The sequence below is a fragment of the Mycoplasmopsis verecunda genome, assembly GCF_033546915.1.
Classification (GTDB): domain Bacteria; phylum Bacillota_I; class Bacilli_A; order Mycoplasmatales; family Metamycoplasmataceae; genus Mycoplasmopsis; species Mycoplasmopsis verecunda.
The window spans coordinates 197,856-224,853 of sequence record NZ_CP137850.1 but is presented as its reverse complement, the minus strand read 5'-3'; the positions used below and the strand labels follow the sequence as shown (position 1 = coordinate 224,853).

Annotated in this window: 19 protein-coding genes and 2 rRNA genes; 6 read left to right on the top strand and 15 right to left on the bottom strand. The window is 30.0% G+C overall.

The genetic code is table 4. The features are described from left to right. Positions 1–46: 46 nt before the first annotated feature. From SAM46_RS01075 to SAM46_RS01065, 3 genes are all read right to left on the bottom strand, one after another. A complete protein-coding gene (locus tag SAM46_RS01075) occupies positions 47–2,455 on the bottom strand; it encodes an MAG1360 family OppF-related protein (protein ID WP_078747336.1) in 2,409 nt (802 codons plus the stop codon). 9 nt (positions 2,456–2,464) lie between these two features. Continuing rightward, positions 2,465–3,475 (bottom strand): ECF transporter S component, encoded by a 1,011-nt coding sequence (locus SAM46_RS01070; RefSeq protein ID WP_078747335.1) that lies wholly within the window; start codon positions 3,473–3,475, stop codon positions 2,465–2,467. Between the two features lie 133 nt (positions 3,476–3,608). Continuing rightward, positions 3,609–4,460 carry a Cof-type HAD-IIB family hydrolase gene (locus tag SAM46_RS01065; protein WP_078747334.1) on the bottom strand — a complete coding sequence of 284 codons (852 nt, stop codon included), beginning with the start codon at positions 4,458–4,460 and terminating at the stop codon, positions 3,609–3,611. A 120-nt stretch (positions 4,461–4,580) separates the two neighbouring features. On the opposite strand from SAM46_RS01065, the gene SAM46_RS01060 reads away from it, so the two are divergent. From SAM46_RS01060 to SAM46_RS01050, 3 genes are read left to right on the top strand one after another with little or no spacing between them, the layout of a single operon-like run. Continuing rightward, positions 4,581–5,048 carry a hypothetical protein gene (locus tag SAM46_RS01060; protein ID WP_078747333.1) on the top strand — a complete coding sequence of 156 codons (468 nt, stop codon included), beginning with the start codon at positions 4,581–4,583 and terminating at the stop codon, positions 5,046–5,048. 1 nt (position 5,049) lies between these two features. Then, on the top strand, positions 5,050–5,553 hold the full coding sequence (locus SAM46_RS01055; protein ID WP_078747332.1) for a hypothetical protein: 504 nt from the start codon (positions 5,050–5,052) through the stop codon (positions 5,551–5,553). Further along, positions 5,543–5,914 (top strand): hypothetical protein, encoded by a 372-nt coding sequence (locus tag SAM46_RS01050; protein WP_078747331.1) that lies wholly within the window; start codon positions 5,543–5,545, stop codon positions 5,912–5,914. The genes SAM46_RS01055 and SAM46_RS01050 overlap by 11 nt, the downstream gene beginning before the upstream one ends. A 160-nt stretch (positions 5,915–6,074) precedes the next feature. Here the strand turns inward: SAM46_RS01050 and rplA are convergent, their stop codons facing one another. The 6 genes from rplA to SAM46_RS01020 all read right to left on the bottom strand — a co-directional run bounded on the left by rplA (position 6,075) and on the right by SAM46_RS01020 (position 13,672). After that, a complete protein-coding gene (rplA, locus tag SAM46_RS01045) occupies positions 6,075–6,770 on the bottom strand; it encodes a 50S ribosomal protein L1 (RefSeq protein ID WP_078747330.1) in 696 nt (231 codons plus the stop codon). 2 nt (positions 6,771–6,772) lie between these two features. Beyond that, on the bottom strand, positions 6,773–7,363 hold the full coding sequence (rplK, locus tag SAM46_RS01040; protein WP_078747329.1) for a 50S ribosomal protein L11: 591 nt from the start codon (positions 7,361–7,363) through the stop codon (positions 6,773–6,775). 197 nt (positions 7,364–7,560) lie between these two features. Continuing rightward, complete coding sequence (locus tag SAM46_RS01035) at positions 7,561–8,271, bottom strand: hypothetical protein (RefSeq protein WP_078747328.1); 711 nt, start codon at positions 8,269–8,271, stop codon at positions 7,561–7,563. A gap of 122 nt (positions 8,272–8,393) precedes the next feature. Continuing rightward, positions 8,394–11,271, bottom strand: a 23S ribosomal RNA gene (locus SAM46_RS01030). 261 nt (positions 11,272–11,532) lie between these two features. Then, positions 11,533–13,037 (bottom strand): 16S ribosomal RNA (locus SAM46_RS01025). The 16S and 23S rRNA genes sit together here, the layout of an rRNA operon. Positions 13,038–13,249: 212 nt before the next feature. Beyond that, a complete protein-coding gene (locus SAM46_RS01020; RefSeq protein ID WP_143826151.1) occupies positions 13,250–13,672 on the bottom strand; it encodes a variable surface lipoprotein in 423 nt (140 codons plus the stop codon). A 187-nt stretch (positions 13,673–13,859) separates the two neighbouring features. Here SAM46_RS01020 and SAM46_RS01015 point away from each other — a divergent pair, with 187 nt between their 5' ends. The 3 genes from SAM46_RS01015 (at position 13,860) to SAM46_RS01005 (ending at position 17,427) form a co-directional block, all read left to right on the top strand. Further along, complete coding sequence (locus SAM46_RS01015; RefSeq protein ID WP_078747392.1) at positions 13,860–14,507, top strand: hypothetical protein; 648 nt, start codon at positions 13,860–13,862, stop codon at positions 14,505–14,507. Between the two features lie 43 nt (positions 14,508–14,550). Beyond that, positions 14,551–15,330 (top strand): MAGa7180 family putative nuclease, encoded by a 780-nt coding sequence (locus tag SAM46_RS01010; RefSeq protein ID WP_318635609.1) that lies wholly within the window; start codon positions 14,551–14,553, stop codon positions 15,328–15,330. A gap of 207 nt (positions 15,331–15,537) precedes the next feature. After that, a complete protein-coding gene (locus SAM46_RS01005) occupies positions 15,538–17,427 on the top strand; it encodes an IS1634 family transposase (protein ID WP_318635608.1) in 1,890 nt (629 codons plus the stop codon). Between the two features lie 72 nt (positions 17,428–17,499). Here SAM46_RS01005 and SAM46_RS01000 read toward each other — a convergent pair whose 3' ends face one another. From SAM46_RS01000 to SAM46_RS00975, 6 genes are read right to left on the bottom strand one after another with little or no spacing between them, the layout of a single operon-like run. Continuing rightward, positions 17,500–19,146 carry a GA module-containing protein gene (locus SAM46_RS01000; RefSeq protein WP_078747220.1) on the bottom strand — a complete coding sequence of 549 codons (1,647 nt, stop codon included), beginning with the start codon at positions 19,144–19,146 and terminating at the stop codon, positions 17,500–17,502. Positions 19,147–19,163: 17 nt separating this feature from the next. Beyond that, entirely contained in the window at positions 19,164–20,495 is a 1,332-nt protein-coding gene (locus SAM46_RS00995) for an ABC transporter ATP-binding protein (protein WP_078747219.1), read from the bottom strand. A gap of 1 nt (position 20,496) precedes the next feature. Then, positions 20,497–21,780 (bottom strand): ABC transporter ATP-binding protein, encoded by a 1,284-nt coding sequence (locus tag SAM46_RS00990; RefSeq protein ID WP_078747218.1) that lies wholly within the window; start codon positions 21,778–21,780, stop codon positions 20,497–20,499. A gap of 7 nt (positions 21,781–21,787) precedes the next feature. Continuing rightward, entirely contained in the window at positions 21,788–22,858 is a 1,071-nt protein-coding gene (locus tag SAM46_RS00985) for an ABC transporter permease (protein WP_078747217.1), read from the bottom strand. A 2-nt stretch (positions 22,859–22,860) separates the two neighbouring features. Then, positions 22,861–23,910, bottom strand: coding sequence for an ABC transporter permease (locus SAM46_RS00980; RefSeq protein WP_078747216.1), 1,050 nt, complete (start codon positions 23,908–23,910; stop codon positions 22,861–22,863). Position 23,911: 1 nt separating this feature from the next. Then, a complete protein-coding gene (locus SAM46_RS00975) occupies positions 23,912–26,995 on the bottom strand; it encodes an ABC transporter substrate-binding protein (RefSeq protein WP_078747215.1) in 3,084 nt (1,027 codons plus the stop codon). Between the last annotated feature and the right edge of the window lie 3 nt (positions 26,996–26,998).

Here is a 26,998-nt window from a genome sequence, read left to right as displayed (position 1 = left end):
ACACAAAAAAAGCTGTTAGCTCACGATTAGGTGGATTGACAGCTTTTTAATTTATAGTTGATTCAGAAGCTAACATTCTTAGTTCATTTGTCAGCTCATTATCATTAGCATCATATGGTTCTGGTGTAATTTTTTTATTTACGTCTGATAAAACGAATTCCGCTCCTAAAAAACGTGATTGATATTGATGGGCAATCATTGTGTTAGACATTTTTTCATCACTAAAAATTACTTTATTTATTTGATTTTTATCTGCAATGGTTATATTTGTTCACTCTTGGAATTGATGTAAAGTACAATAAACAAAATGTGCCGGTTCTGAATCTGTGAAATAAATATTTTCTTTAATATATAAAGAGTCTTGAAACTTATCAATATCATATAATGAATTCATTCCGATAATTTCTTTAACCACAGGGTGTATTGGTTTATGAAAAACATCTTTGACTTTTCCGCCTTCTAATAAGGCACTTTCATTAAAGAAATAAACTCATTGACATTTATTTTTAATAAAGTCCAAATTATCAGTAACAAAAATAGTAGTTATATTATTCGTTTTCACAATATTAAATAATACTCTTAAAAACTCTGCACGAGCTTCATTTGAAATATTACTCATATTATCTTTAATAAACAAAATTTGACTTTTGGATAAGTTAAATTTTGTTAACTTTATCTTAGCCTTATCAATAATTCCTAATTCTTTAAAAGGCTTAATAAAGTTGAATGCCGAAACTGAAGCATTTTCATATGCTTCTATGAAACGAACCATAGCAGCCATGCTTTTTAAGAATTTATTGCTTGCTTTTTGTTTTGAAGAAGCATAATTGATTAAATCTATTAGCAATTTAAATATTCAATTATTTATGATAAATAACTTAATATCTTCAAGCTCCGTTAATAATTGTTCGACTCCTTCGTGTCCTAGTAATAATTTATAAATTGAATCAATCATTGATAAAGCTATTTTTTGTGTTCTTTTTATATTAACTTTAACTAAATTTAATTTAAATTCTTTAGATTTTAATAATGAATTAAAAAGCTTTTCTTCAGAATATTTGGCTCAATCTAATTCGGATTGTGCAAATTTGATTTTTTCTTCTAAATTATGCACTGCAACTATGTTTTTATAGTTGGGTAAATGATTAAATCTCCTATTTTGAATTTGGTATATTTCGTGTTTACATTTTGCTATATTTTCATTTATAAAATCATATGTTATTTTTGACATTGATGTAAACGGCTTTATATTAAAGTAAAACTGATCATAAATGAAATCTTTAATACGAGATACTGTGGCATTTTTATAGCTGTTTTTTTCTTGAGTGAAATTATTTAAGATAAATAACTTAATTTCTGAATTAATTGTTTGCTTTAATTCATTAAGTTCATTTTCAGTTAAGTATTTTAAAGAGTTAAAGTTTCTAGATCAAATTCTTAGTTCAAGCTTCTTGATTAAAATATCCTTCGCAAGGTCAAAATATTCTTCAGATAAGATATCAACCATATTTCTTTTTTGTTTAAGTATTTTAATTTGTTTCTTTACGAGTGATATTTGATAATAAATGTACTTGCACGAAAATTTAATTAAAGATGCTTTATATTGTTTATAGAAATTTATTTGAATATTTAAATCTTTAATCTTCATGTCATTTTCTACTTTTACTAATGACATTGAGTTTATCATCTTCATATATTTAAGTTTAATTTGACTTTGATAAATTAAATCTTTTTGTTGGTTAATATTGCTAGTTTGCAATCCATGTTCTAAAGTTCTATATTCATTTTTTAGTGATTTAAATATTTCAAAGCATTCTTTCATAACTGATATTTTATAGTTAGATAAAATATAAATTAAGTTTTCAATTTCTTGTGTAATATCAGCAGAAGGATTATTTAATTTTAATCTTAGTGTTTGCTCAATTCCATTTACAGTTTTAACAAAATAATTATTTACATTAGTTAAACTAGTCGAACGTTGTTTAATATTATTGAAGATGACATTTTTCATTGTATAGTCTAGATTTGAATAAATGTTGTTTAAATTAGTTAACTTTATGACATCAGTAACAGAATTTTGACAATCTTGTCAAAGTTCAAATAGCGGAATATTTTCATCTTCTTGATTTGTTATCTCATTAATATCAAAATAAGAAACCTTCTTTAAGATTTCTTTATTTTTCTTGCTAAATTTTAAATATTTATCAAAATCTCAATATTTCTTGGTGTTAGGATCAAAATATGTAATTTGAGCATTATGATTTCTCGAAATTTCAGAAACAATATGTTCAAAAGATAAGTTCGTATTATTGTTTGAAATATAAAATGCATTTAAAGTGTTATATTTTAATTCCAATCAAGGAATTGAAATATTAGCAAAAGGTCACTTATTATGTTCGGAGTTTTGTGCCTTTTTGATAAATATATTTTCAATAGTTAAGATTTTTTTACTCATATTTCCTTCTTAATATGATAGGTGCTCATTTTTATTAATTAATTTTGACACTACCATATAAGCATAATAAATAACAAATACATTGAATCATATTTTAATAGGACTGGTTAATATATGCTGAGTAATTCACACAAAAATATCCTTAGTATCACTATTTCCTAATGAATATAGGTCAGCAAATGAAAGTATTGGGATGTTTATTAACTCAAGAAATGCACAGAACACAATAATAGGAACAAAAACTAAATATTTTTCAGTCTTCATCGCAAATCTTCCTACTATTACAAATATTACAAGTAAAGTCATACCTGATGTCATTAAAGCTAATAACACTCATCTATTTTTAATAATTCCGTTCTTAATAATATCATCATTAACAAAGAAACCAATATATCAAGCTATAATACTAATTGCTAAGACTAAAAACAATGTTCCTGAAACACAGTAAATATTTTTTAAAGCTATATTTGATGAGTTTTGATCAATAAATTGTCTTTTACTATTTAATTTCACAATTTTATTTGCTATTTGAATAGCATTTTTACGATTCCCTGAAGCTGATTCAAATTTGTATTTATAAGCTAATAAGTTAATTTTTATAGCTAAACGGTTTAATCTGTATTCTTTTGAAAATGCAAATCTTAAAAATCCCATGTAATACAATCCGAAAATACCTGAAATTAATCCATTTACAGCAGTAGCAACTGTATAAATAGGATTATATCCAGCTGGCGGGACAAAAAGAAGTGAAATTAAATCAGCCACAATACCAACAAATACACCTATAACTGGTCCAAATATAAAACCGGATATTTTGACTGGTAAACCGATAAAAGAGAACTTATATGATGGAATATTAACAATTGGAATTATTTGAGCAGAAACAACAGTGAATGCAACAGAAATAGCAATTAAAATAGCCACAAACACCATTTTTTTAATGGTTCATTTTGGAAATATACTTAAATCTGATAATTTAATTTTAATTTTTTGGACTTTTTGCATTGCTACTTTTTTCATATTTAAATTTTATATTAATAGTTTCTAAATTAAATTAAAAAACAAAAGAAAATTTTTAATTTAAGTACTATTATGTAGCTATAAAAGATTCAGAACTGTAGCAAATAAAAAATATGAGAATACTCATATTTAATTATTTCTTTTTCTTAGATTTTTGTTGAGAAACTGCTCTTTTTAACTCGAAATCTGAACGATATAAATAATCATCAATAGCTTCAGCTAATCCATCTTGTTCAACAGCGCTTGTATAATATTTTGCTGCTTTTTTAGTTAAAGAATCAGCATTATCCATTGCATAAGAATATCCGGCAACTTTAAACATTGGAATGTCATTTGCACTATCACCTATAGCCATTACATCAGCTAATTCTGCTTGGAACACATTATCACATAATCATTTCATCCCAGAAGCCTTTGATACACCAATATTTGTAATTTCTATGTATTTATTTAAAACATTAATAATATCTAATTGAAGTCCTGATGCTAAACATTCATCATAAAAAGCTTTAAGTTTGCCAGATTCTCCATAAGCTTCGATCTTATGCAAGTCTGAATTAATTCTTCCATCTCTAATTCAATCATTGTATTCGTTAAATGTAGTTAAGAATTCATTTGTGGCATCATTTGAATTATACATATAATACTGATCATCACCCATGTAATATAATGTAACACCATGTTTAAGTGCTAGTGGTCAAATTAATTGTGCTTTTTCATGATTAATTAATTCTCTATGAAGTACTTTTTTCTCTACATTATCATATATCATAGCACCATTTGAACAACTAAGGTATCTGACATTTAGTTCATCAGCTAATCTTTGAATTTTGGGTAAAGGCGGATTTCCTGTATTAATTACAAAAGGGATATTTTTCTCTGCTAATTCTCTTATTTTGCTACGATTAACATCAGATAAAATCTTATCAGGGAATGGGTAGATTGTTCCATCTACATCACTAAAAATTACTCATTTTTTATTCATAGCTATATTATAAACAATAGTAAATAATTCAAAATCATTTTGTTAAGAAATTCAACATTTTTGTCCTATATAATAGGAAAAACAGTTTGCTAAAAGTGCAAAAAAATATAAAATTTTATTATGCGAGAAATTTTAGAATTTTTGAATAAAAAAGTACAAAAAGATAAGAAAAAATTAAAGCTATACAAACTATTAGATGATATGTTTTCGTTATTAATAGCAATTTTAAACATATCAGCAATTGTTCTAGCTTCCATAGCTTTATCAATCCTTTCAAAAGAAAAGCCTAATAATGTTCAAAATACAGGTTTAAATTCCTATTGAAATATAGTAATACTAGCAACATTTATTATATTATCATTCTTTTTAAACTTGTTTATAGCCGTATATCGTTATAATACTCATAGTACATTATATAAGAAAATTTATAATACTATTTCTTACCTACAAATTAAATATAATGCTGGTCAAATATCAAGTGAAACAATGGAACAAATTTTAGATGCTTTATGAAAACAGGCTACAACTAGAAAGAAAATAGTTATTGGTGCAGTGTTAAAAAGTGAATTAACAAATAGTGGTAAATAATATGAAAACTAAAAATAGAACATCTAGTTATCAAGCATACTTATCGCTTGTTAACAATACCAAAATTAAAATTGCATCATATGGTGTGGTTTATTATATATTAAATATTTTAATGATTCTGTGCACTATGTTTAACGGTTTTATTGCCATTTGATATTTAGCTGGAGCTAGTAAACATTTTATTGCTGATAATCCTTATGTTTCTTGATTAAATGGAAACTCGAATTTAAACTATGTTATTGCAACTACAATTATAAATGCTTTAATAACATTCTTGAGTGGATTATTATCTTTCTTTGTTATTAACAAGAAATATACATTTTATTTATATAAATTAAAACAACTAGATTTCGAAAAGCGTATTTTCGAGCTTAGATTATTTGTCTATAAAGGACTAAATAAAAAGGATTCTGAATTTCTTTTATTTAAGAGATGTTTAGCAATATTAGAAATCGATCGGTTTAAATCAAGTGATTTTTCAGGAGGATATTTAAATGGACAATAAAGATATAACTATTATCGAAGTAGATTTAAATGATATCAGCCCCTTGAAGAATCAAGATAATAAATCTAATAATAAAGCAATCGAAGAAAAAAATAATCAAATAAATATTAAGTCAAATAAATTAAAGAACAAAACACATAAAAAATATATATTATCACGTGCATTTTTTGTATTTTTAAATGTTTTAGCAATATTTATTTCTGCAAGTATTGTTATACTAAACTTGTATGCAATTAGATTTAATGAATTCCCTGATAAAACGATGATATTTTTTGTTCTTATAGCTGTACTATCTGTTGTAACAACATTAGTTGTTAGTGTACAGATCTTCTTAGGAATAACAGATAAGAAAATAAATTAAGTGATAACATCTCTAATTTACAAGAAGTTATTGATAATATATCAACTAAGGATAATTTAGATAGTTCTGATTATGAAAATATATCTAAATTGCTTGATTAAACTCGTAATAAAGCGAGTTTTTTTATAAAAAAACTAGAGATAAACTCTAGCTTAATATATTATTTTTCAATTTTAATTTTAACACTTGGTCCCATTGAAGCTGAAACTGTTAAGTTTAGGATATATGCTCCTTTAACAGCTGCAGGTTTTAGTTTCTTAATTAATGAAATAAGTGTTTGAGCATTTTCAACTAATGCTTCTGTAGGCATGCTTGCTTTTCCAATAAGTGAGTGTACAATACCAGCTTTATCTGTACGGTAGTTTGCTTTACCTTTTTTAAGTTCTTCAACAGCTTTTTCTGGAGTAGGAGTAACTGTACCTGTTTTAGGGTTAGGCATTAAACCTTTAGGTCCAAGTTTCTTTCCATATTTTCCTAATAAAGGCATCATTGCAGGGTCTGCTACCATAACATCAAAATCAAAGTTATCTTCTTTAATTCTTTGTTCTAATGCTTGTGCATCAACAACTATATCAGCACCAGCTTCTGTAGCTAATTTTTGTTTTTCAACATTATTTGTTGCTACTAATACACGAACTGATTTACCTGTACCATTTGGTAATAATACAGCACCACGTAATTGTTGGTCAGCTTTTCTAACATCAAGATTTAAGTTAAATGCAAGATCAATTGAAGCATCAAATTTAGCATATGAAGTTTTCTTAGCTAATTCAATAGCTTGAGCTAAATCATAAGCAACTGTTCTATCAAATGATTCACGAGCAGCTTTTAAATTTTTTGAAACTCTTTTAGCCATAATTATTCTTCTCCTTCATTTGCTTTTTCATCTGTAATTACATTAACTTCAATTGCTTGACCTTTTGTATTTACTAAATCTTCTAAATCACTATTAAGTTCTTCTTCTTTCTTAGCAGCTAATTTAGCAGCTTTAGCAGCAGCTTTAGCTTCTGCTTTTGCTTTAAATATGTCATCGTATCCTTCAACTAAAACACCCATTTGTCTTGCTGTACCAGCAACTGTAGCCATAGCAGCATAAATGTCATCTGTGTTTAAGTCAGGCATTTTGTATTCGGCAATTTCTTTTAATTGTTCTTTTGTAATTGTAGCAGCGATTGTTGTTTTAGGGTTAGCTGCACCTGATTGAATTTTAGCAGCTTGTTTAATTTTAAATGATGCAGGAGCTGTAAATAATTTAAATTCAAATGATTTATCTTTGTACACTGTAATTTGTACTGGAACTGGTTCGCCTGCTCTGTCTCTTGTAGCATCGTTAAATGCTTTTGTGAATTCAGGCATGTTAACACCAACACCAGCTAAAGCTGGACCTGGTTTAGCTTGTCCAGCAGGGAATTGCAATTTAGCAATACGTTGTATTTCTTTTTTTGCCATTTTTATCCTTTCGATATTGTGGTCTAGCGATATTTGTTATATCTCCCACTAGTAGAGGCAATAATTTAATATTGCTAACTAATTATAATAAAAAAGTATTTTTTTAATAATGTTTTAGTATTTTTCTTACTTCTATATTATAGATATATATATTATTTGTATTAAAAAACTTCGATTTATAACGAAGTTTTTTTGACCTATTTTATCTTTTTTGCTGTCATATTATTTTTAATTTCAGTTCAATATTTTTGCTGTCTTTTAATATATTTCATTGTTGATTCGTTCTTTTTTATTTCATCTAATACATTAATGTTAACATCATTATTTTCTATATACAATTTCTTTACTAATTCGTACTCTTGAGATGCATCTAAATATTTAGCTTTCTTTAAGACTTTTATTTCTTCTATGTAGTCTTTTTGCATCTTTGTTTTTGCACATTCAGCTGACTTTATATTCATACTTAATGTTTTTAAATTAGTTGTTCTATTAGCTATTCTATTTTCAAATTTCTGTTGTTCAGTACAGAATTTTTGTATTTGATTTTGTGTGTTAATTTTTAATGTTTTTCATAGATACTTTACACAAGTTTCATATCCATAATTAAAATATAGTTCTTTCATCTCTGAATCGAACCACTCATTTTTTCCTGATATTAATTTTGAATATTCGTTGATAAATATATTTTGTATCTCATCTCTAGTAGCATTTGAATACCATTTGAAATCAAGAATATGTTTAATCATGCTATTTATATTTTTTAAATATAAATTAATAAAAATATTAATATAATAGCTATCTGCAAATTTATATGCATACTTGGCATTTTTATCTATTTGAAGTAATTTAAAATAAAAATCAGCATATTGGCATTTAAGTAAATTTTTTCCTATTTCTTTATTAAGCATGATAAAATTATATACCTTATTTTTTAAAGGTGGAAATAAAAAAACGCGAAATCGCGTTTATATTCTTTGAAAACTGAATAGTAATACAATGTTAATAATTCATTAAAATGTCTGAATACATAACTTTTAAACCTATCAATTTATTAGTAATGGTCAGCTGAATGTATTACTACACTTACACTTCCATCCTATCAACCTCGTAGTCTACAAGGAATTTCAAGGGAATACTTATCTCTGAGGAGGCTTCCCACTTAGATGCTTTCAGCGGTTATCCCTTCCGTACTTAGCTACCCAGCTATGCTCCTGGCGGAACAACTGGAACACCAGCGGTACGTCCACTCCGGTCATCTCGTACTAAGAGCAGCTCTCATCAATATTCCAACGCCCACATCAGATAGGGACCGAACTGTCTCACGACGTTCTGAACCCAGCTCGCGTACCGCTTTAATTGGCGAACAGCCAAACCCTTGGAACCGACTCCAGCTCCAGGATGCGATGAGCCGACATCGAGGTGCCAAGCCTTGCCGTCGATGTGATCTCTGGGCAAGATCAGCCTGTTATCCCCAGGGTAACTTTTATCCGTTGAGCGACTGCCGTTCCATGACGTACAGCCGGATCACTAAGTCCTGCTTTCGCACCTGCTCGACTTGTAAGTCTCGCAGTCAAGCACACTTCTACCTTTGCGCTCTACATACGGTTTCTGACCGTATTGAGTGTACCTTTGAACGCCTCCGTTACCTTTTAGGAGGCAACCGCCCCAGTCAAACTACCCACCACGCACTGTCCCCTACCGGATTACGGTAGCAGGTTAGAAACTCAACATACCAAGGGTGGTATTTCAAGGTCGACTAATCTAGAACTGGCGTCCTAGCCTCATTGTCTCCCACCTATCCTACACATGTTAGGCCAAGTTTCAATACAAAGTTGTAGTAAAGCTCCATGGGTCTTTTCGTCTTGATGCGGGTACCCAGTGTTTTCACTGAGCCATAATTTCACCGAGTCCAATGTTGAGACAGTTGAGAGATGATTGCGCCTTTGTGCAGGTCAGTATTTAGCCGACAAGGAATTTCGCTACCTTAGGACCGTTATAGTTACGGCCGCCGTTCACCCGGGCTTCACTTCAATGCTTCGCATAGCTAACAAATCCGCTTAACCTTCGGGCACTGGGCAGGCTTCACCCCCTATACTTCATCTTACGATTTAGCAGAGAGCTGTGTTTTTGATAAACAGTTGCCCCTCACAATTTACTGTGGCCAACAAATGTTGGCACCCCTTCTCGCGAACTTACGGGGTTAATTTGCAGAGTTCCTTAACATTGGTTTTCTCGCTCGCCTTAGAATACTCATCTTGGGAACGTGTGTCCGTTCTCGGTACAGGCACCTTTTGTTTTATAACGCTTAGAAGCTTTTCTTGGAAGTATGAAATCACACAATTCACTACAAGTAGCTATACATTATGACTCCCAGTTATAGAATCCGCATTTAACTAGATTCACCAGTAATCACTTATCCCTAAATCCAATAATAGGTAGTGTTATCCTTCTTCGTCACTCCATCACTTACGCAGGTGGTACAGGAATATTAACCTGTTGTCCATCGGATACGCTTTTCAGCCTTTCCTTAGGTCCTGACTAACCCTGGGTGGACAAACCTTCCCAGGAAACCTTTCCCAATAGGCGTTGAGGATTCTCACCTCAAATCGTTACTCATACCGGCATTCTCACTTCTTAACGCTCCACCAGTCCTCACGGTCTGACTTCGCCGCATTAAGAACGCTCCTCTAACGTACTAAATGTACCCGTAGCTTCGGTATTGTGTTTTACTCCCGTTACATTATTGGCGCAAGATTCTTGACTAGTGAGCTATTACGCACTCTTTAAAGGATGGCTGCTTCTAAGCCAACCTCCTAGTTGTTTATGAAATCTCACAACCTTTCTGACTTAACACGATTTTGGGACCTTAGCTGACGATCTGGGTTGTTGCCCTCGCGAGCCGGGACGTTAGCACCCCAGTTCCGACTGCATGATAATACACAATGATATTCGGAGTTTGATTATAGTCAGTACCGCTAGACGCGGCCATTCCATATTCAGTGCTCTACCATCAAAGTTTAACATCACACGCTAGCCCTAAAGCTATTTCGAGGAGAACCAGCTATCTCCAAGTTCGATTGGAATTTCTCCGCTATTCACAAGTCATCCGGGCACTTTTCAGCGTACTACGGTTCGGCCCTCCACTTGGGATTAACCAAGCTTCAGCCTGCTCATGAATAGATCACATGGTTTCGGGTATATATCAACATACTAGACGCCCTATTAAGACTCGATTTCTCTGCGGCTCCGCTTTTCTGCTTAACCTCGCATGTTAACATAACTCGCCGGTTCATACTGCAAGATGTACGCCATCACCCATTAACGGGCTCTGACTAATTGTAAGTAAGTGGTTTCAGATTCTATTTCACTCCCCTCCCGGGGTTCTTTTCACCTTTCCCTCACGGTACTAGTTCACTATCGGTGTCTGATTAGTATTTAGCCTTACCGGATGGTCCTGGCAGATTCAGACAGGGTTTCACGTGCCCCGCCCTACTCAGGATACTATCAAAAGTCTTTGCTATTTCGCTTACGGGAGTATCACCCTCTGTGCTTAGTTTTCCCAAACTATTCTGCTATAACAAAGATTTGTAACTTTATGTAGATAGTCCTACAACCCCAGTTTAAAAAACTGGTTTGGGCTCTTTCACGTTCGCTCGCCGCTACTGATGAAATCATTTTTATTTTCTTTTCCTGTTGCTACTAAGATGTTTCAGTTCACAACGTGTCTCGCAAATGGAACTATTTTATTCATTCCATAGCAACTAGACATTACTCTAGTTAGGTTTCCCCATTCGGAAATCCCCGTTTCGGTGCTTATATCCAGCTCCACGAGGCTTATCGCAGGTAATCACGTCCTTCATCGACTTTCAGACCCAAGGCATCCACCACAAACTCTTACTTATTTAAAAGTTGTAACAATATTTTCCTATTGTTGTTGATGTATTCAAAGACATTTTAACGAATTATTATTTCTAATAATTTCTCGGTATCACAAAACAAATTGACTAATTTATTTTTTGATGTCGTTGTTATATTAATATCTTTACTATTCAGTTTTCAAAGAACATAAGAGAGAAAGTTCTCTCAAAACTAGATATATAATGACAGCTTATTATAATAAGGTAAATTGTAAATAAGTAACAAATAAATTGTTATTTTGTACTCCGTAGAAAGGAGGTAATCCATCCCCACGTTCTCGTAGGGATACCTTGTTACGACTTCACCCCAGTCACCAGTCCTGCCTTAGGCAGTTGTCTCCGTAGTTGACTAAACCGACTTCGGGCGTTACCAGCTCCCATGGTGTGACGGGCGGTGTGTACAAGACCCGAGAACGTATTCACCGTAGCGTAGCTAATTCTACAATTACTAGCAATTCCAACTTCATGTAGTCGAGTTGCAGACTACAATCCGAACTGAGAAAGGTTTTTGAGATTTGCTCCATGTCGCCATATTGCTTCTCTTTGTACCTTCCATTGTAGCACGTGTGTTGCCCCACTCGTAAGAGGCATGATGATTTGACGTCGTCCCCACCTTCCTCCCAGTTACCCGGGCAGTCTCCTTAAGGTATTTAATTAAGGATAAGGGTTGCGCTGGTTGCAGGACTTAACCGAACATCTCACGACACGAGCTGACAACAACCATGCACCATCTGTCATTCTGTTAACCTCCACTATATCTCTATAGCTTTGCAGAAGATGTCAAGAGTGGGTAAGGTTCTACGCGTATCTTCAAATTAAACCACATGCTCCACCGCTTGTGCAGATCCCCGTCAATTCCTTTAAGTTTCACTCTTGCGAGCATACTACTCAGGCGGATGATTTAATGCGTTAGCTGCGCCAATGGTTCCCATCAGCTAATCATCATCGTTTACAGCGTGGACTACCAGGGTATCTAATCCTGTTTGCTCCCCACGCTTTCGTCTCTCAGTGTCAATATGTGCCCAGTTAACTGCCTTCGCCAAGTTGGTGTTCTTCCTTATATCTACGCATTTCACCGCTTCACAAGGAATTCCGTTAACCTCTACACAATTCTAGTTTGCCAGTATCCAACGCGATTTGGGGTTGAGCCCCAAGTTTTGACGCCAGACTTAACAAACAACCTACAGACGCTTTACGCCCAATAATTCCGGATAACGCTTGCAACCTATGTATTACCGCGGCTGCTGGCACATAGTTAGCCGTTGCTTTCTGATTTAGTACTGTCAAGATAATAGCATTTCCTCTACTATTTTTTCATCCTAAATAACAGCAGTTTACAACCCGAAGGCCTTCATCCTGCACGCTGTGTCGCTCCATCAGACTTTCGTCCATTGTGGAAAATTCCCTACTGCTGCCTCCCGTAGGAGTCTGGCCGTATCTCAGTCCCAGTGTGACAGATTAAGTCTCTCAACCCCGTTAAACATCATAGCCTTGGTGAGCCATTACCTCACCAACTAGCTAATGTTCTGCACCCCAATCTTTAGTGGAGCTTGAAAGCTCCTTTTATATAAGGAAGATGCCTTCCTTATAAGTATCCAGTATTAGCGATAATTTCTCATCGTTGTCCCAATCTAAAAGGTACGTTAAGTACGTGTTACTCACCCATTCGCCGCTAAGTTCCGAAGAACTCCGCTCGACATGCATGTATTAGGCACACAGCCAGCGTTCATCCTAGCCAGGATCAAACTCTCGAAAAAATTGACTGTCATGTACATTGTATATATCTAGTTTTCAAAGAACTTTATAAATTTGCTTGTTAGCGATATTATTATAGCACCTAAATCATTTTTAATAAATAAATTTTATAAATATTTTTAATATTAGATTTCATTAGGTGTGAATATCTGTAATATTTTAACACTATTCTTTAATATCCATAATAATAAAATAAAAAAAATAATGACTGGCATTATTTCTCATTTGATTCGCTTTGAGTTGTATTTATATTGAAATTAGTATACAGAATATATATAGGATTGATTGTAATTTTATTAATTTTATCTGTTATAGAATATTCGATTTTTAAATAATTATCTTTATCCAGTTCAACCGGAACTAATTTATTAATTGTATAAGTAAATTCATCTTTATTTTTTGCATCAGATGTTATAGTGAAATTATTTGGCACAACTTCAGATGGTTTTTTATTAGCAACTCCACTAGCTGGTATAAATTTTAAAGTGTTATTAAAATCTATTATACGTGTAACTAGTTCAGTGCTAATTGCTTCTATGGGCTGTTTTTCTTTATCATCGCATGATGCAGCAACCATTGGTATTGTAGCAAGCGAAGCTACTGTAAAAGTCATAAATAATGATTTAAGTTTTTTCATAATATAAAATATTAAATGTTTTTTATTATTTAATAACTAAAAAGTTAATTTTTTATATAAAAATAAAAATGTGGAAATTTTTTTCATTTTTTACACGATTTTTTTCTTTTGCAAGCATTTAACTTGATTACAATGTATAATATCATAACTATACAAACTATATATTTAATTATTTGGAGGAACATAAATGAAAAAGAAAAATCAACACTTAATTATCCTTATAAATGGTAAAAGAAGAAGCGGAAAAGGTTTATTAAGTTCAGAATTATCAGCAAAATTAAAAGATCAATTTAATAATAATATTCATATTTTATCATTTGCACAACCTATTAAGCAAATTACACAACCTATTCTAGATGAAATTAATTGAGATGGTGTCGATAAAGAAATTGTTAGACCACTTTGAATTGCTATGGGTGAGGTTGGTAGAAAAATTGATTCAAATGTTTGATGTGCTAAAGTATTTGAAAAAATCAGAGACACAATGGAAGAAGCATCTCAAAATAACATTAATAGTTTATTTATCATTGATGATTTAAGATTCCCTAATGAATTAGATTATTTCAAAGGAAATAAATCATCATTAGAAAAACATGTTAAAGAAGGTGATGAAGTTAAAATTCTATCAATTAGAATTGAAAAATTCATGGATGCAACAAAATTTGTCCCTGGAGTTGATGATAACTCTACTGAAACAAGTTTTGATAAATTAGTAAATATTTGTTTTGATGAAATAGTTCCTCAAAATACTTTAATCGATTTAGAATGATATCCAAAATTTGATAATGTTAAAGTTATAGCGGATGTAATCATTAGAAATCATATTAATAAATAGTCAATTGACTATTTTTATTTTTGCTACATGATAAAATTAAACTATGCCGAGAAAATATTTTAATAAAAAGGATTACACAATCGATTACAAAAATCAGGTTCTGATTTTAAGCGATGAATTATATTCAAAATTACATTCAAATAATCAATTTGATAAATATAAAAAAATGGGTGGTAGTTCTATTGCTGATATCTTAATAAAAGATGCATTCAAAAATGAGTTTAGTGCTTTTTGTCATATTACAAGATTAAAGCTTCCTGTTTTAACTCAAAAATATGTACATGCTGGTGTTGTGCTGGAGCCAAGAATTTTTGATTATTTAAGAGAAAAAATGCCAAATGTATCAATAGAAAATTATGAAGCAGCAGCTTATAATTATGATTTTTTTGCTTCTGATCCTATTATTGGTGGAGTACCTGATGGATTTTTACCGTCAAAAAACATGATACTTGAAATCAAAACCGCACAAGAAAAGAAAAAAGATGTATGAGAAAAAGAAGGAGTGGATCCTTCTTATCGTAAACAAGCTCAATTATATTCTTACTTAAAAGGTGCTGATTCATATGCAATTGTAGCTTTATTTCTAAAACCTGAATTAGGTGATTATGAACAACCTGAAGAAATAGATCTTGCACAAAGACATATGAAAACTTATCCATTTAAATTAAATAAACAAGATGCACTTGATGATATTAAGAAAATTAAAGATTGATACAATTTTTACACAAATACCAAAACCTCACCTAAATTTGATTTATCAATAAATGCTGACCAGTTAGAATACCTTGAATGTGCTTCTATGGAAGAATGAAGTAATTTTTAGATAAATGAAAGAGATTTGGTAAAGCTGACCCTGATATTAAGCCGTAAAAAAGAGCTTTAGCTCTTTTTATTATGTATTACCCCTGAGTTTCCAAGTTGGAAGCTCTTTTTATTTAATTTTCGACGCCTTTTATACATAGTATAAAACAACAAAAAAATTTTTACTTTTTATATATTCATTACATTCATAAAGTGGTATAATAATTATATGGAAAGCAAAGCTAAGTTACATATAATGAAAAGTAAAAACAAAGACAAAATATATTTATCAGTTTGTAAAACTTTAGGTTTTGGAAAAGGATATAAAAGAATTGTTGGTTTAGGATATTTGGAAGAACTTGAGAAATTAAATCCTAATGCATTGGATATATTAAAGCAAAATGCAAAGGTGATTCCGATTGACTCTGAAAAAGAATATGTAAAAGAACAATTAATTAATTCTTTAAATAATGGATATTTTGAAAATAGATTAGTTAACTATGGCATTCAAAACTTATATTCAATTATAAAAGAATTAGAAATATTTAATTCACTACCTAAAACCAAGCATAAACAGCTAGAACAATTATTGGAATATTTTATTTCCTCAAGAATCATACAAGCTGACAGCATTATTCAGACATTCAATAAAAAGATGATTTCATCAGTGAAATCAAGCTTAAAAAAAGTAGTTTTTTATAATGTTTTAGATTTACTCGATGATTATAAAGTCGACATTTTAAAAAGAGTTAACAAAGTTATTTCTGAAAAGACAAAAAGAGAAATTGAATTAGTATTTTATGATTCATCAACTGTATATTTTGAAACTTTCAAAAGAGATGGTTTAAGATTTCCGGGTTATTCTAAAGATGGAAAAAATCAAAGAGGATTAAGTTGTATTAGGTATGGCAACAGATTCAAATGGTATTCCTATACATTTTTGAGCTTTTCAAAGGTAATACAATGGATGCTTCAACTATGATTCCATTTATCATTAAAATGACTCAAACTTATGATGTTAAAAAATATCACCATCATAGCTGATAGAGGTATGTCTTCAAACAGAAACATCAGATTTTTAGAGCAATTAGGAATTGATTTTATAATTTCATATCGTGCAAAAGCTGGCTCAAATCAATTTAAAGAATATATTTTTAATGAAAGTGATTGAATTGAAAATGGTGAATTTAAATATAAAGAACAAGAATATGCGTCAATGTGAAATAAAAAGAGATTAAATGGACATAAAAGAAGAAGAATTGTAACTTTCAGTGAAAAAGAGCTAAAAAAAGATAAAGCTGACAGAGATGTTTTAATTAATAACTTCATTAAAAAACAAAACAAAAATGGTGTTGTTAAAGGTGAAGATTTAATAGGAATTAAAAAATATAAGTTCTTTAAAACAAATGACTCTATAAATTTTGTTCTTAATTATGAAAAGATTGAACAAGATAAGAAATTTGATGGTATTTATGTATATGAAACTTCAAGAATGGACTTATCACCTGAGGAAATAAAAAATATTTATCATAAACAATGACAAATAGAAGAAAACTTCAGAACATTAAAAAGCTCACTTGATGTTAGACCAATTTATGTGTGAAACGATAAACATATTCGAGGACACTTTGTATTATGTTTTTTAGCTCTAGTAGTTTTAAAATACTCTTTATATAAAGTTAATGAATATTTACATAAATATGGAGTAATTGATAAATTTACAAATAATAGATTAATTGAATCAATAAAATCAGCTGTTATGGTTGAAGAATTGGTAAATAATCAAATTGTTAGAAAAACATTTATAAATAAAAGCTCTGATAATAAATCAGATTATGAAATTGTAAACAAAGCATTAAATAATATTTTTATGTATGTAATTTTTATGATTAAAAAATCATACAGCTCTATTTTTGTAGGATTGTATGATTTTTTAATATTATTTAACTTGGAAACTCAGGTAAATAAACAAGATGCACTTGATGATATTAAGAAAATTAAAGATTGATACAATTTTTACACAAATACCAAAACCTCACCTAAATTTGATTTATCAATAAATGCTGACCAGTTAGAATACCTTGAATGTGCTTCTATGGAAGAATGAAGTAATTTTTAGATAAATGAAAGAGATTTGGTAAAGCTAACCCTGATATTAAGCCGTAAAAAAAGAGCTTTAGCTCTTTTTTTATTATGTATTACCGTTCTTGATTGTTCTATTAGCCACATATATAATGTAATTTACATTTTCTACATATGTACCCTTTTTATCTGTAATGTCTTTAATTACTGGTCCATCAAATAATTCAAGATATTCTTTTGCATAAGGTGTTACACCTAGATATAATGAATCAAGTCTAAATATAATTCTTGAAATATATACCTTATGTTGATTTGTTATTCCTGGTTTAATAATTTTAACTTTTCCTCTTTCAATAAATAAATTTTGAATCATTTTATTTCTAAGGTTCAAGACATCTTTTCTAAAGTATTCTTCTTCTTTACTTAAATTATCGGGAATTTTAGGTAATTCTAATTTAATATATTGTGTAACACTTGCCTTGCTATCAGTATATAGTTCTAAAACATTTTCATTGTAAACAATTGTTCCTGTGGCTACATCTGTTGTTGTATTATTAGAAATAGTTGCTGGATTTGGGTTTCTTAATGCAGCAGGAACTCTAAATCCAGTAATTGTAACTGATTTAGTTCCAGATATTTCAGGATTAGATTTAGAAGTTAATTTAATATCTAAGCTTAAATTATTAACTTTTATATCTTTAAATTTTTCTTTAACAACATCAAAATGTGGTCTTAATGAATTTGGTTTAACTGAAAATGTGAAATTAGAATCATCATATTTATCAGCAAGAATTTTGTCTTCTTTTGCTCATGAAGCAAACACTTCTTTCATTGGCTTTTCACTTATATCATATTTAACTTGTATATCAGCTAATGATAAATCTAATGCTTTTTTCACTTCAACTGTATTTTCTAATTTAACAAATTTTGCATTATTTCATTTAACTGAAAATGTTTTTTCTATCATAGTTTCAGGATCTGAAACTAATGAGAATTGTAATACAACATTTAATATTTTCTTATCAGCTGATAATCCATAGCTAGCAATATCAATTTTAATATCTTTTTCTTCTGGTGTAGTAGTATTAATTGTAATATCACTATTTTGTAATTCTTCAATAGGTTTATTTGCTACTTGTAATGAAGCTGTTTCAATAAATTTTTGTAACTTAGATAAGTTATTAATTTCTTGAATGGTATTTGTAAAACCAGATAATGTGTAATCCTTTTCAAATGATATTTCAGGTTGTTCTTTAACAAAAACTTTAACTTTTAAATTAATGGTATATGTCTTTCCAGCTTCTAATGGAGCTTTTTTAGTTGGTGTATTTGTTATGGTATAGTCTAAAACTTGTTTATTTAGTTCATCAAAAACTAAGTATTTTCTGTAATCTTGACCTTTTAATTTATCTAAAGCTTCTGCGGAATTAAATAAAGAAGCATCTTTAAAAATAGGATTTTTATCTAAAACTTTATTTAATTCACTTTTAAGGAAATCAGTTTTATTAGCAATATCTTCAGCTGCAGCTTGACTTAAAATAGAATTAATTTCATCTTTTGTTTTTGAATTTTCAATTGATTTCTTAAATTTTGCTTTTGACTCATCCTTGATATATGTGAAAGCATCAATTTTTTCATTAGCTTTTTGTTTGTCTTCGACTATTGAATTATTATTATCACAACTTGCCGAAATAGCAATCGGTGCTAGTATAATTGTTGTACCCAATAGTGGAAATAGAGTTTTCTTTAGCTTCATATTATTCCTTTCTTATATTATTTATATATTCCTTTTCTTCACTCATCTAGTTCTTCTGGTGTAGCTAAAATATAATGATCTTTATTTACCTTAATTCATTGTGGTTGTTTTAAGAATGTATAACCGTGAATAGCTGGATTATATGTATAACCAATTAAGCTTCCTTTTTCTCCTTCAATAGAAGGAACAGCTTCAAGAAGAGATTTTGTATAAGGGTGTAATGAATGATTCATAATTTCATCTGTTGTTCCAATTTCTAATAATCTACCTCTATTCATAACGGCTATACGATCCGAAATATATTCCACCATACGTAAGTCATGCGCTATAAAAAGAATTGTTAAATTATATTTTTCTTTAAGATCATTAAAAATATTAACAACTTGTGCTTGAATAGACACGTCAAGTGCTGAAATTGGCTCGTCAGCAATGAGAAGTGAAGGTCTAATAACAACAGCACGAGAAATTCCTATGCGTTGTTGTTGACCACCAGAGAATTCAAGTGGATAACGTTTTAAAACAGAATCATCTAAACCAACAGATTTTAAAATATCACGAACTAATATTTTTTTACAATCAACTTCTGTTAATTTATTTAATTCATCCCTGTGTTCTTTTGCTTTAGTTAAATATTCAATAGCTTCATTTAATGAATTAATTTTTGAAATATCATTTAAAAAATCAATGTATAAAGCTTGATATGCAACTTTTTCATTTTCAGCTACATGTTTATCAAGTATTTCTTTATATTGTCCATAAAATTGTTTATAAGAGTTCTTATTTAATCATTTTGTGTAAATTTCTTTAACAACATCTTGATCAATATTAAATAAGTAAATTTCTTTGGCATTTTTAGTATTTGATAATCCTTCAGACACAACTGCTTCAACATTTTTATGTGGGTTTAATGAGTTAGCGGGGTCTTGGAAAATCATTTGAACTTTATTAACCATAAAGTTTTCAATAGCTTTATATTCTTTTAGAGCTTTACCGGTTTTAAATCCTCTAGTCATTTTTTTAGGTAATACTTTGTCAAGTATTTTAATTTGACCAAAACTATGTGGAGTTAATCCAATTATTGCTCTACCTATAGTACTTTTTCCTGAACCTGATTCACCAACCAGACCTAAAACTTCACCTTTATAAATATTTAAGTTCATGTCTGAAACAGCACGAAAGGCTTTAGCACCAATGCCATAAGTAATATCAACATTTCTTAATGTTACTAGAAGTTCTTTTCCTTCAGGAACTTCAAGCATCCCATCAACTCCTGGTGTATTAAAACGAATCATATTCTTTTTAAAGAAAAGGAAGCTTCTTTTAGTTTCATAATAAGGTTTTTGTGACATATTATTTAGACTTTGCTAAAAACTCCTTTCATAAATTTGAAATATGTTTCGGTGGATTATATTCAGGTGCTCTCTCATCAAGTAGAGCTGATTTTACTCTATGTGTAGGTGATAATCAATAGAATTTTGGTTCTTCTTCAAAATCGATTCCTAAGGCATAATCATTTCTAACTGCAAAAGCATCTCCAACGATATTGTTTAAATTAGAAGGTACAGAACCTCTAATTGTAGCTAACCGATCACCTTTATTAACATCAGGCATACTTAAAATTAAACCTCAAGTATATGGATGTTGTGGATATTTTAAAATTTCTTTTGCAGTACCTTCTTCAATTATTTGACCGGCATACATAATTGAAATGAAATCACTTATCGAAGCAACAACTCCTAAATCGTGAGTAATGAAAACAATAGATAGTTTAAGTTTTTGTTGTAAATCTTTAATAATATCTAAAACTAATGCTTGAACTGTAGGGTCAAGAGCAGTTGTTGGCTCATCCATAACTAAAATTTTAGGTTCAAGAGCAACAATAGCAGCTATAACAACCCGTTGAATCATACCACCAGACATTTCATGTGGGTATAATTTCATAACAGCTTCAGGATCAGAAATTTTGGTTAATTTTAAGAATTGCACAGCTCTTTGATAAGCTTCTTTTTTATTCTTAACAACTTTATTAACCAACATCCCTTCCATTATTTGATTTCCAACTTTCATTGTTGGATTTAATGTAGACATTGGGTTTTGAAAAACAGCTGAAACAACTCTTCCTCGGTAGTGAGATTTTTCTCAATCTCTAAAAGTAAATTTTTCTACATTATTGTTATAAAGTTTAACTTCTCCACTATCAATAACTGCATTATCTCCAGTTAATCCATATAGTAATGAAGTTATAACTGATTTACCAGAACCAGATTCACCAATAATAGCATGAACCTTTCCTTCGTAAATTTGAATTGATGGCCCACGAAGAACTTTATTTTTTTCTCCAGGACGAGATGGATTTGTAAATGATAATTGAACATCTTTAATTTCAGCAGCGATTTTTACTTTTTCACCATCTGGTAAAACTTTGTACTCAACATTTTTTTCAAATTCTTCTCAATCAAACATATAGTTCTTAGATGAGAAAAATGAAAATTTATTGGCTAAATAAACAGTAATTTTTTTGCCCAATTTCTTTCAGAAACTATTTTTTGTCGAATTTGCACGAGCTTTTTGAATTTCTTTTTGTCTTTTTAAAATATTTTTTTCATCATTTGATAAAACATTTGTTTTTTTCATAATGATCCTATCTTTGTCTTCTTAATGAATCTTGCACAGAAGCTCCAATAAGTTGAACACTAGTTGTAATTAAAATTAAGAATGTAGCTGGCACAAAAACATATCTTAAGAAATCAGGGAATATTTTTTGACCATCTGATATCAAGTTACCAAGTGTAGGAACATCTTCTATTGCAAGTCCTATGAAAGCAAGAGATGTTTCTGATAAAACCACACCCGGTATTGTAAATACTAATTGAGTAATTAAAATCGGTAAAATTACTGGAACATAATTTTTAAGAATTTTTCAAGTTGGTGTACCTAAAATTTTAGATGCGGATACTCATTCAAAATATTTAGCACGTTTAACTTGTGCTCTAATTTGGTTTGCCATTCCTGTTCATGAAGTTAGTGAAAGTGAAAATACAATAACCCAGAAGCTAGGGGATATAATAATTGTCATCAAAATAAGAATAATAATTGTTGGAACAATTGAAATAACTTTAATAATAAAGGTCATGACCTTATCAAATACCTCAAAGTGTCCCATCATAATTCCAATAGTTAATCCAATTGCTACTTCAATTACAGTAACCACGAAAGCTAATGCAATTGAGTAACGTAATCCTCATCATAACCTTGCTCAATAATCACGCCCTAATTCATCAGTTCCAAAGAAATGATATACATTATCTGTGTCTCTGGTATTAAATGGTAGATTTTTTGAAGCGATATTAGTTACATTAGGATCACTAGTAAAAAATGGAATAAAGATTGATAAAACAATTATAGTTATTAGAGTGACTAACCCTAAAACTCCAGCGAATGAACGTGAGTATCTATTAATAAATTCTTTAAAAATCTTGGTTTCAGAACCCATGTGCATATCAGATTCATAATCCATGATTTTTCCGACAATTTTTCAACTTTGATAGTTAAATGGTTGAGTAATTGGATTTGGTGCTGATAAATCAGCCATATTTTTTTCATTTTGTGGGCCAATATCAGAACGTTGTCTAATATTATTTGCTCACTTGCTTATAAAGTTTTTAAATACATGTTTTTTTGGAGCTTTTTGCTGTGAATTTTCTTTACTCATAATTAAGCTCCTCTTCTTCTTACTCTTGGGTCAATTGCTTCGTATAAGATATCACGGAATGCATATGAAAGCACTGTTAAAAATGCAAACATAATGATCAAGAATAAGATAACATTATAATCTTTAGTTTGGATTGCTTGTAGTAATGTATCCCCTGAACCAGGAATTAAGAAGATTTGCTCAATGAAAATACTTCCGATAAATGATCCAAAAATAACAGCAGGGAAAAATGTTGCAATCGGGAATAAAGCAGGTTTTAAAGCATGTTTTCAAACGAATCTATTCTTTGAAACCCCTTTTAAGTAAGCGAATTTAGCATGTACAGAGTTTAATTCTCTATTTAACTCTGTACGAATATATTTAATGTAAACAATAATACTTCCTAATGATAAAGCTAATCCCGGTAGTATATATGTAATTAATTGTGTATGGTCAAAAACATATGGAATTTTTGCCTCACGTCCTAAAAAGACAAGTACAAGAGCAAAAATAATTGAAGGAACAGATGAGAAAATACTTACCACAATAGTTGAAATATTATCTACTCAACCACCTGGATTTTTACCAATTCATATCCCAAGCGGAATTCCAATTCCTACAGTTAGAAATACTGAGAAAATACCAACTAAAAATGATTTGTAAAATCTAACTCAAATAAAGGAGTTAATATCTTGACCAGGGAATAATGAAAGTGAGATTCCAAAATTACCTGTAAATAGTCCGCCTAAATAATTAAAATATCTTTTAACTAAAGGTAAATCCAATCCATATTTAGCTTCAACAGCTTTTCTAGAAGCTTCGTCTAAACCATTTGTTAATGGATTTCCTCCAGGGACTGAATTAATTAAGAAAAATGTGATAGATACAACTATTAAACCAATAATAAAGAATTCGATTAGGATTTTAGCTATTCTGAAAAACGATTTAAGGAAAGGAGAATCGATTGATAGTAGTCTTCAAAATCAAGACAAGTCTTCGCTTCTTTTATTTTTGAAAATTACTTTAGCATCGTTTACATATAGTTCTTGATTACGATAGTTTACTTTCTGCATATTATCCTTCCCTTGTTACTGGCAATCCATTTCTTGGTGGTCTTGTCATATCATAAGCATATTGGAGTGAAAATCTAAATAATGAATCAACTCCACCCACTTTTGTCACTTCTCAGTTTGTATCTACTTCCATTAATGGAACAACCATTGATGCATCTCTAATAACTTTTTCAAGAGCACCGATAAATTGGTAAACAATGTGCTGTTCTCAATTATCAGCAATTTCTTCATTGCTAAAGTTCCCAGAAAAGAAACTTGATAGTCTTGAGGTATATTCGAATGCTGTTTCATCGAATTTAGGAAGTGCTAATTCGATAAATTTGTTTCAGAATTTTGGCGGTACTTTAGTTTGAGGTTTATTATCACCCGTGTCAAATATATGATCTTGATTAAATTCAAGTCTTTCTTGTGTATTGTTGGTTAAATCAGCTATTTGTTGAATTGTCATCATTGATGGTAAAAAGATATTAAATGCACTATGAATTCTAGCTGATTTAACATTATTTTTATGTTTTAATCCTTCTTCACTATCACTTGGATGTTTTTGTAAAAGAATAATATCAATTATTGCTCTTACAAATTGATCTGAGTATCTATTAGTAATTTCTGGATGTTTTTGGCTTAATAATTCTTTAATTTTTGAAGCATACTTTTCATTAAATTTAAGAATTTCAATATTTGAATTTGATTTTAAGACTTCTGCAAAATCTTTAGATATTTTAGCATCTGTATTAATGATGTTTAAAGCTTCATTAATATCTGGTTGTAATAATGATAAACGAGTAACATTTGGATCTTGTTTTTGTAATTCTTCTATTACAAGATCACTTACATAATCAGCATATGTATATGAACCAACTGGATTTTCTTTAAAAGCAATAGTTTTTTGGTTTATTGTGTCAATTTCATCTTTTTTGAAGAAAGCTGAAACATAATCTTGCGCACCATTTCCACCGATTCTATCATAGTTTTGGTAAATAATATCGTATGTACCTTTTTCAATGAAGTCAGCAAAAATATTTTCAGGTAAGCTCTTAAGTGTTATTTGCACAAAATCACCAAAAGCTCTTTGCATTGCTTCTTTTAAATATTGACCAGCTCTTTTTTGCTCGTCTTGTCCATTATTTAAGAATTGCAATGTTACTTGTTTTACTTCAGGATGTTTTTTCTTGAATTGTTCAATGTAATATTTAGCAGTTTTTGGTCTATAAGCCAAATCTCTACGTTGGGTCTTTTCAAAATTAAATCCTTTTGCCATATGAACAACGTATTCATAGTTTTGTAAATCTAATTCTGATCCATCTTTTGTTTTTGATTTAGCACCTTCGAAAAACATTTCAAGGTTTTTTCCGTCAAATGTTCTATATTGTCCATAAGCAGTTCAAGTTGTAACTGGGAATGAGAAATCTCATCCCACAAACTTTAAGGCTTCATCACGGTTAATTGCAAAGTAAATTGCGTTTCTAAGATCTTGGTCTTGTAATCAACTATCACCATTTGTTTCTCTATCTAAGTTAAATCCAAAAGCAATAGTTCCATAACCTTGATTTTTATTTAAATATTGTTTGATATTATCATCTGCTCAATATGAAATCATTTTTGAAGCAGGAATATAAGTTTGAGAAATATAACCATCTTCGAAAAATAAAGCATTAGTATTTCTATTGGTTGAAAACATAATTTTTATCTTGTTTGAAATTGTATTTTCAGCATCAAAATACTCTTTATCTTTTTCTAGATTAATATAACCATTAGGTCCTAGTAATATTCCGTTAGAACCTTTAGGTATGATAAATGGACCGCTTGTTAAAAACTTTTCTGGTTGTGAACCATATGTATCAATTCCGCCAGCTTCGGTTTCAACATATTTACGGTTTATTGGGTATAAATTAAATAATATTGTAAATACTAAATAACTTAAATCAGGTGTGTGGTTTTCATCAAAAATTATAGTAAATGAATTTTGGTCATAAGCTAAAGATTTTATTTTACTTAATAAATTATCATCTTGAACTTGATAATCTTGATAAGGCATAACATATGGATTTCTTACTATTTTGATAGTTTTAATTTTACCATCATTATCTTGTATTTTGAAATCTTGCACTTCTGCATTTAAATCAATACTTTTATTCAAATGAAGATTTTTTGATATGAATTCATTATCGAAATCAAGGAATAATTGTCCAGTATAAAATCCTAATTCAGCTGCAGCTTGTTTAATAGCTTGTACTTCAGGACCATCAAGAGGATTATTTTTTGAATCCTTTGTTTGAGATTGGTAAACTAATTCATCCGGGTCTTGAATGTATCTATTTAGCACACTTGAAAATTTATATTTACGTCTTCCAAAAGGATTCTTATATGTTTTATTAAATTTAGTTAAATAATCTTTTTGTGCATCGATAAATTTATCAGCCGCTCTAAAACCAAATTTCTTAATTTGATCAAGTTTTTGTGAACCGGTGTTTAAATCTAAAATGTATTCAAGATAATCTCTAATATCTTGTGCATTAATATAATCACCATTTGACCATCTATTTTTCTTAGGATTTGTAAATCCAGTTAAAGCCATATAATTATTGGTATTTCTAGGGTTTCTGAAAGCAAACATAGTTGATTTAGTTCTAGGGTCAGCTGAAGAATCATCAGCTAATCCACCAGTAACCATAAAGTTGTCAACTGAATAATATGATCCAGTAATTCCTTTTCTACCATCTTCTTCTAATAATTCTGATTTATTACTATTAATGTATTTTTCAAAATTAGCAGATGATTTGTCTTCCGGCATTTGCATCATAACTAAGTTGTAGCTTCTTTTTGAAGGTAAAACTCTTTTTAAGTTAGTAGTTGGTCCATTTTTTAGGAAACTATCAACAAGTGATGGAACTATTTTATCCATTGATTTGTATTTTACATAGTTAAGGTTATTAATTGGTTCTGTTGCTAGTCCTAAATCATAATTAATTTCAATTGCTGGCTTGTTTTCTTCAGGAGCACAAGCAGCAGCTGTACTTGTTAACACAGCTAAAGGAGCTGATGAAAACAGTAAGTATTTAGATAATTTTTTAATTTTTTTATTCATCCT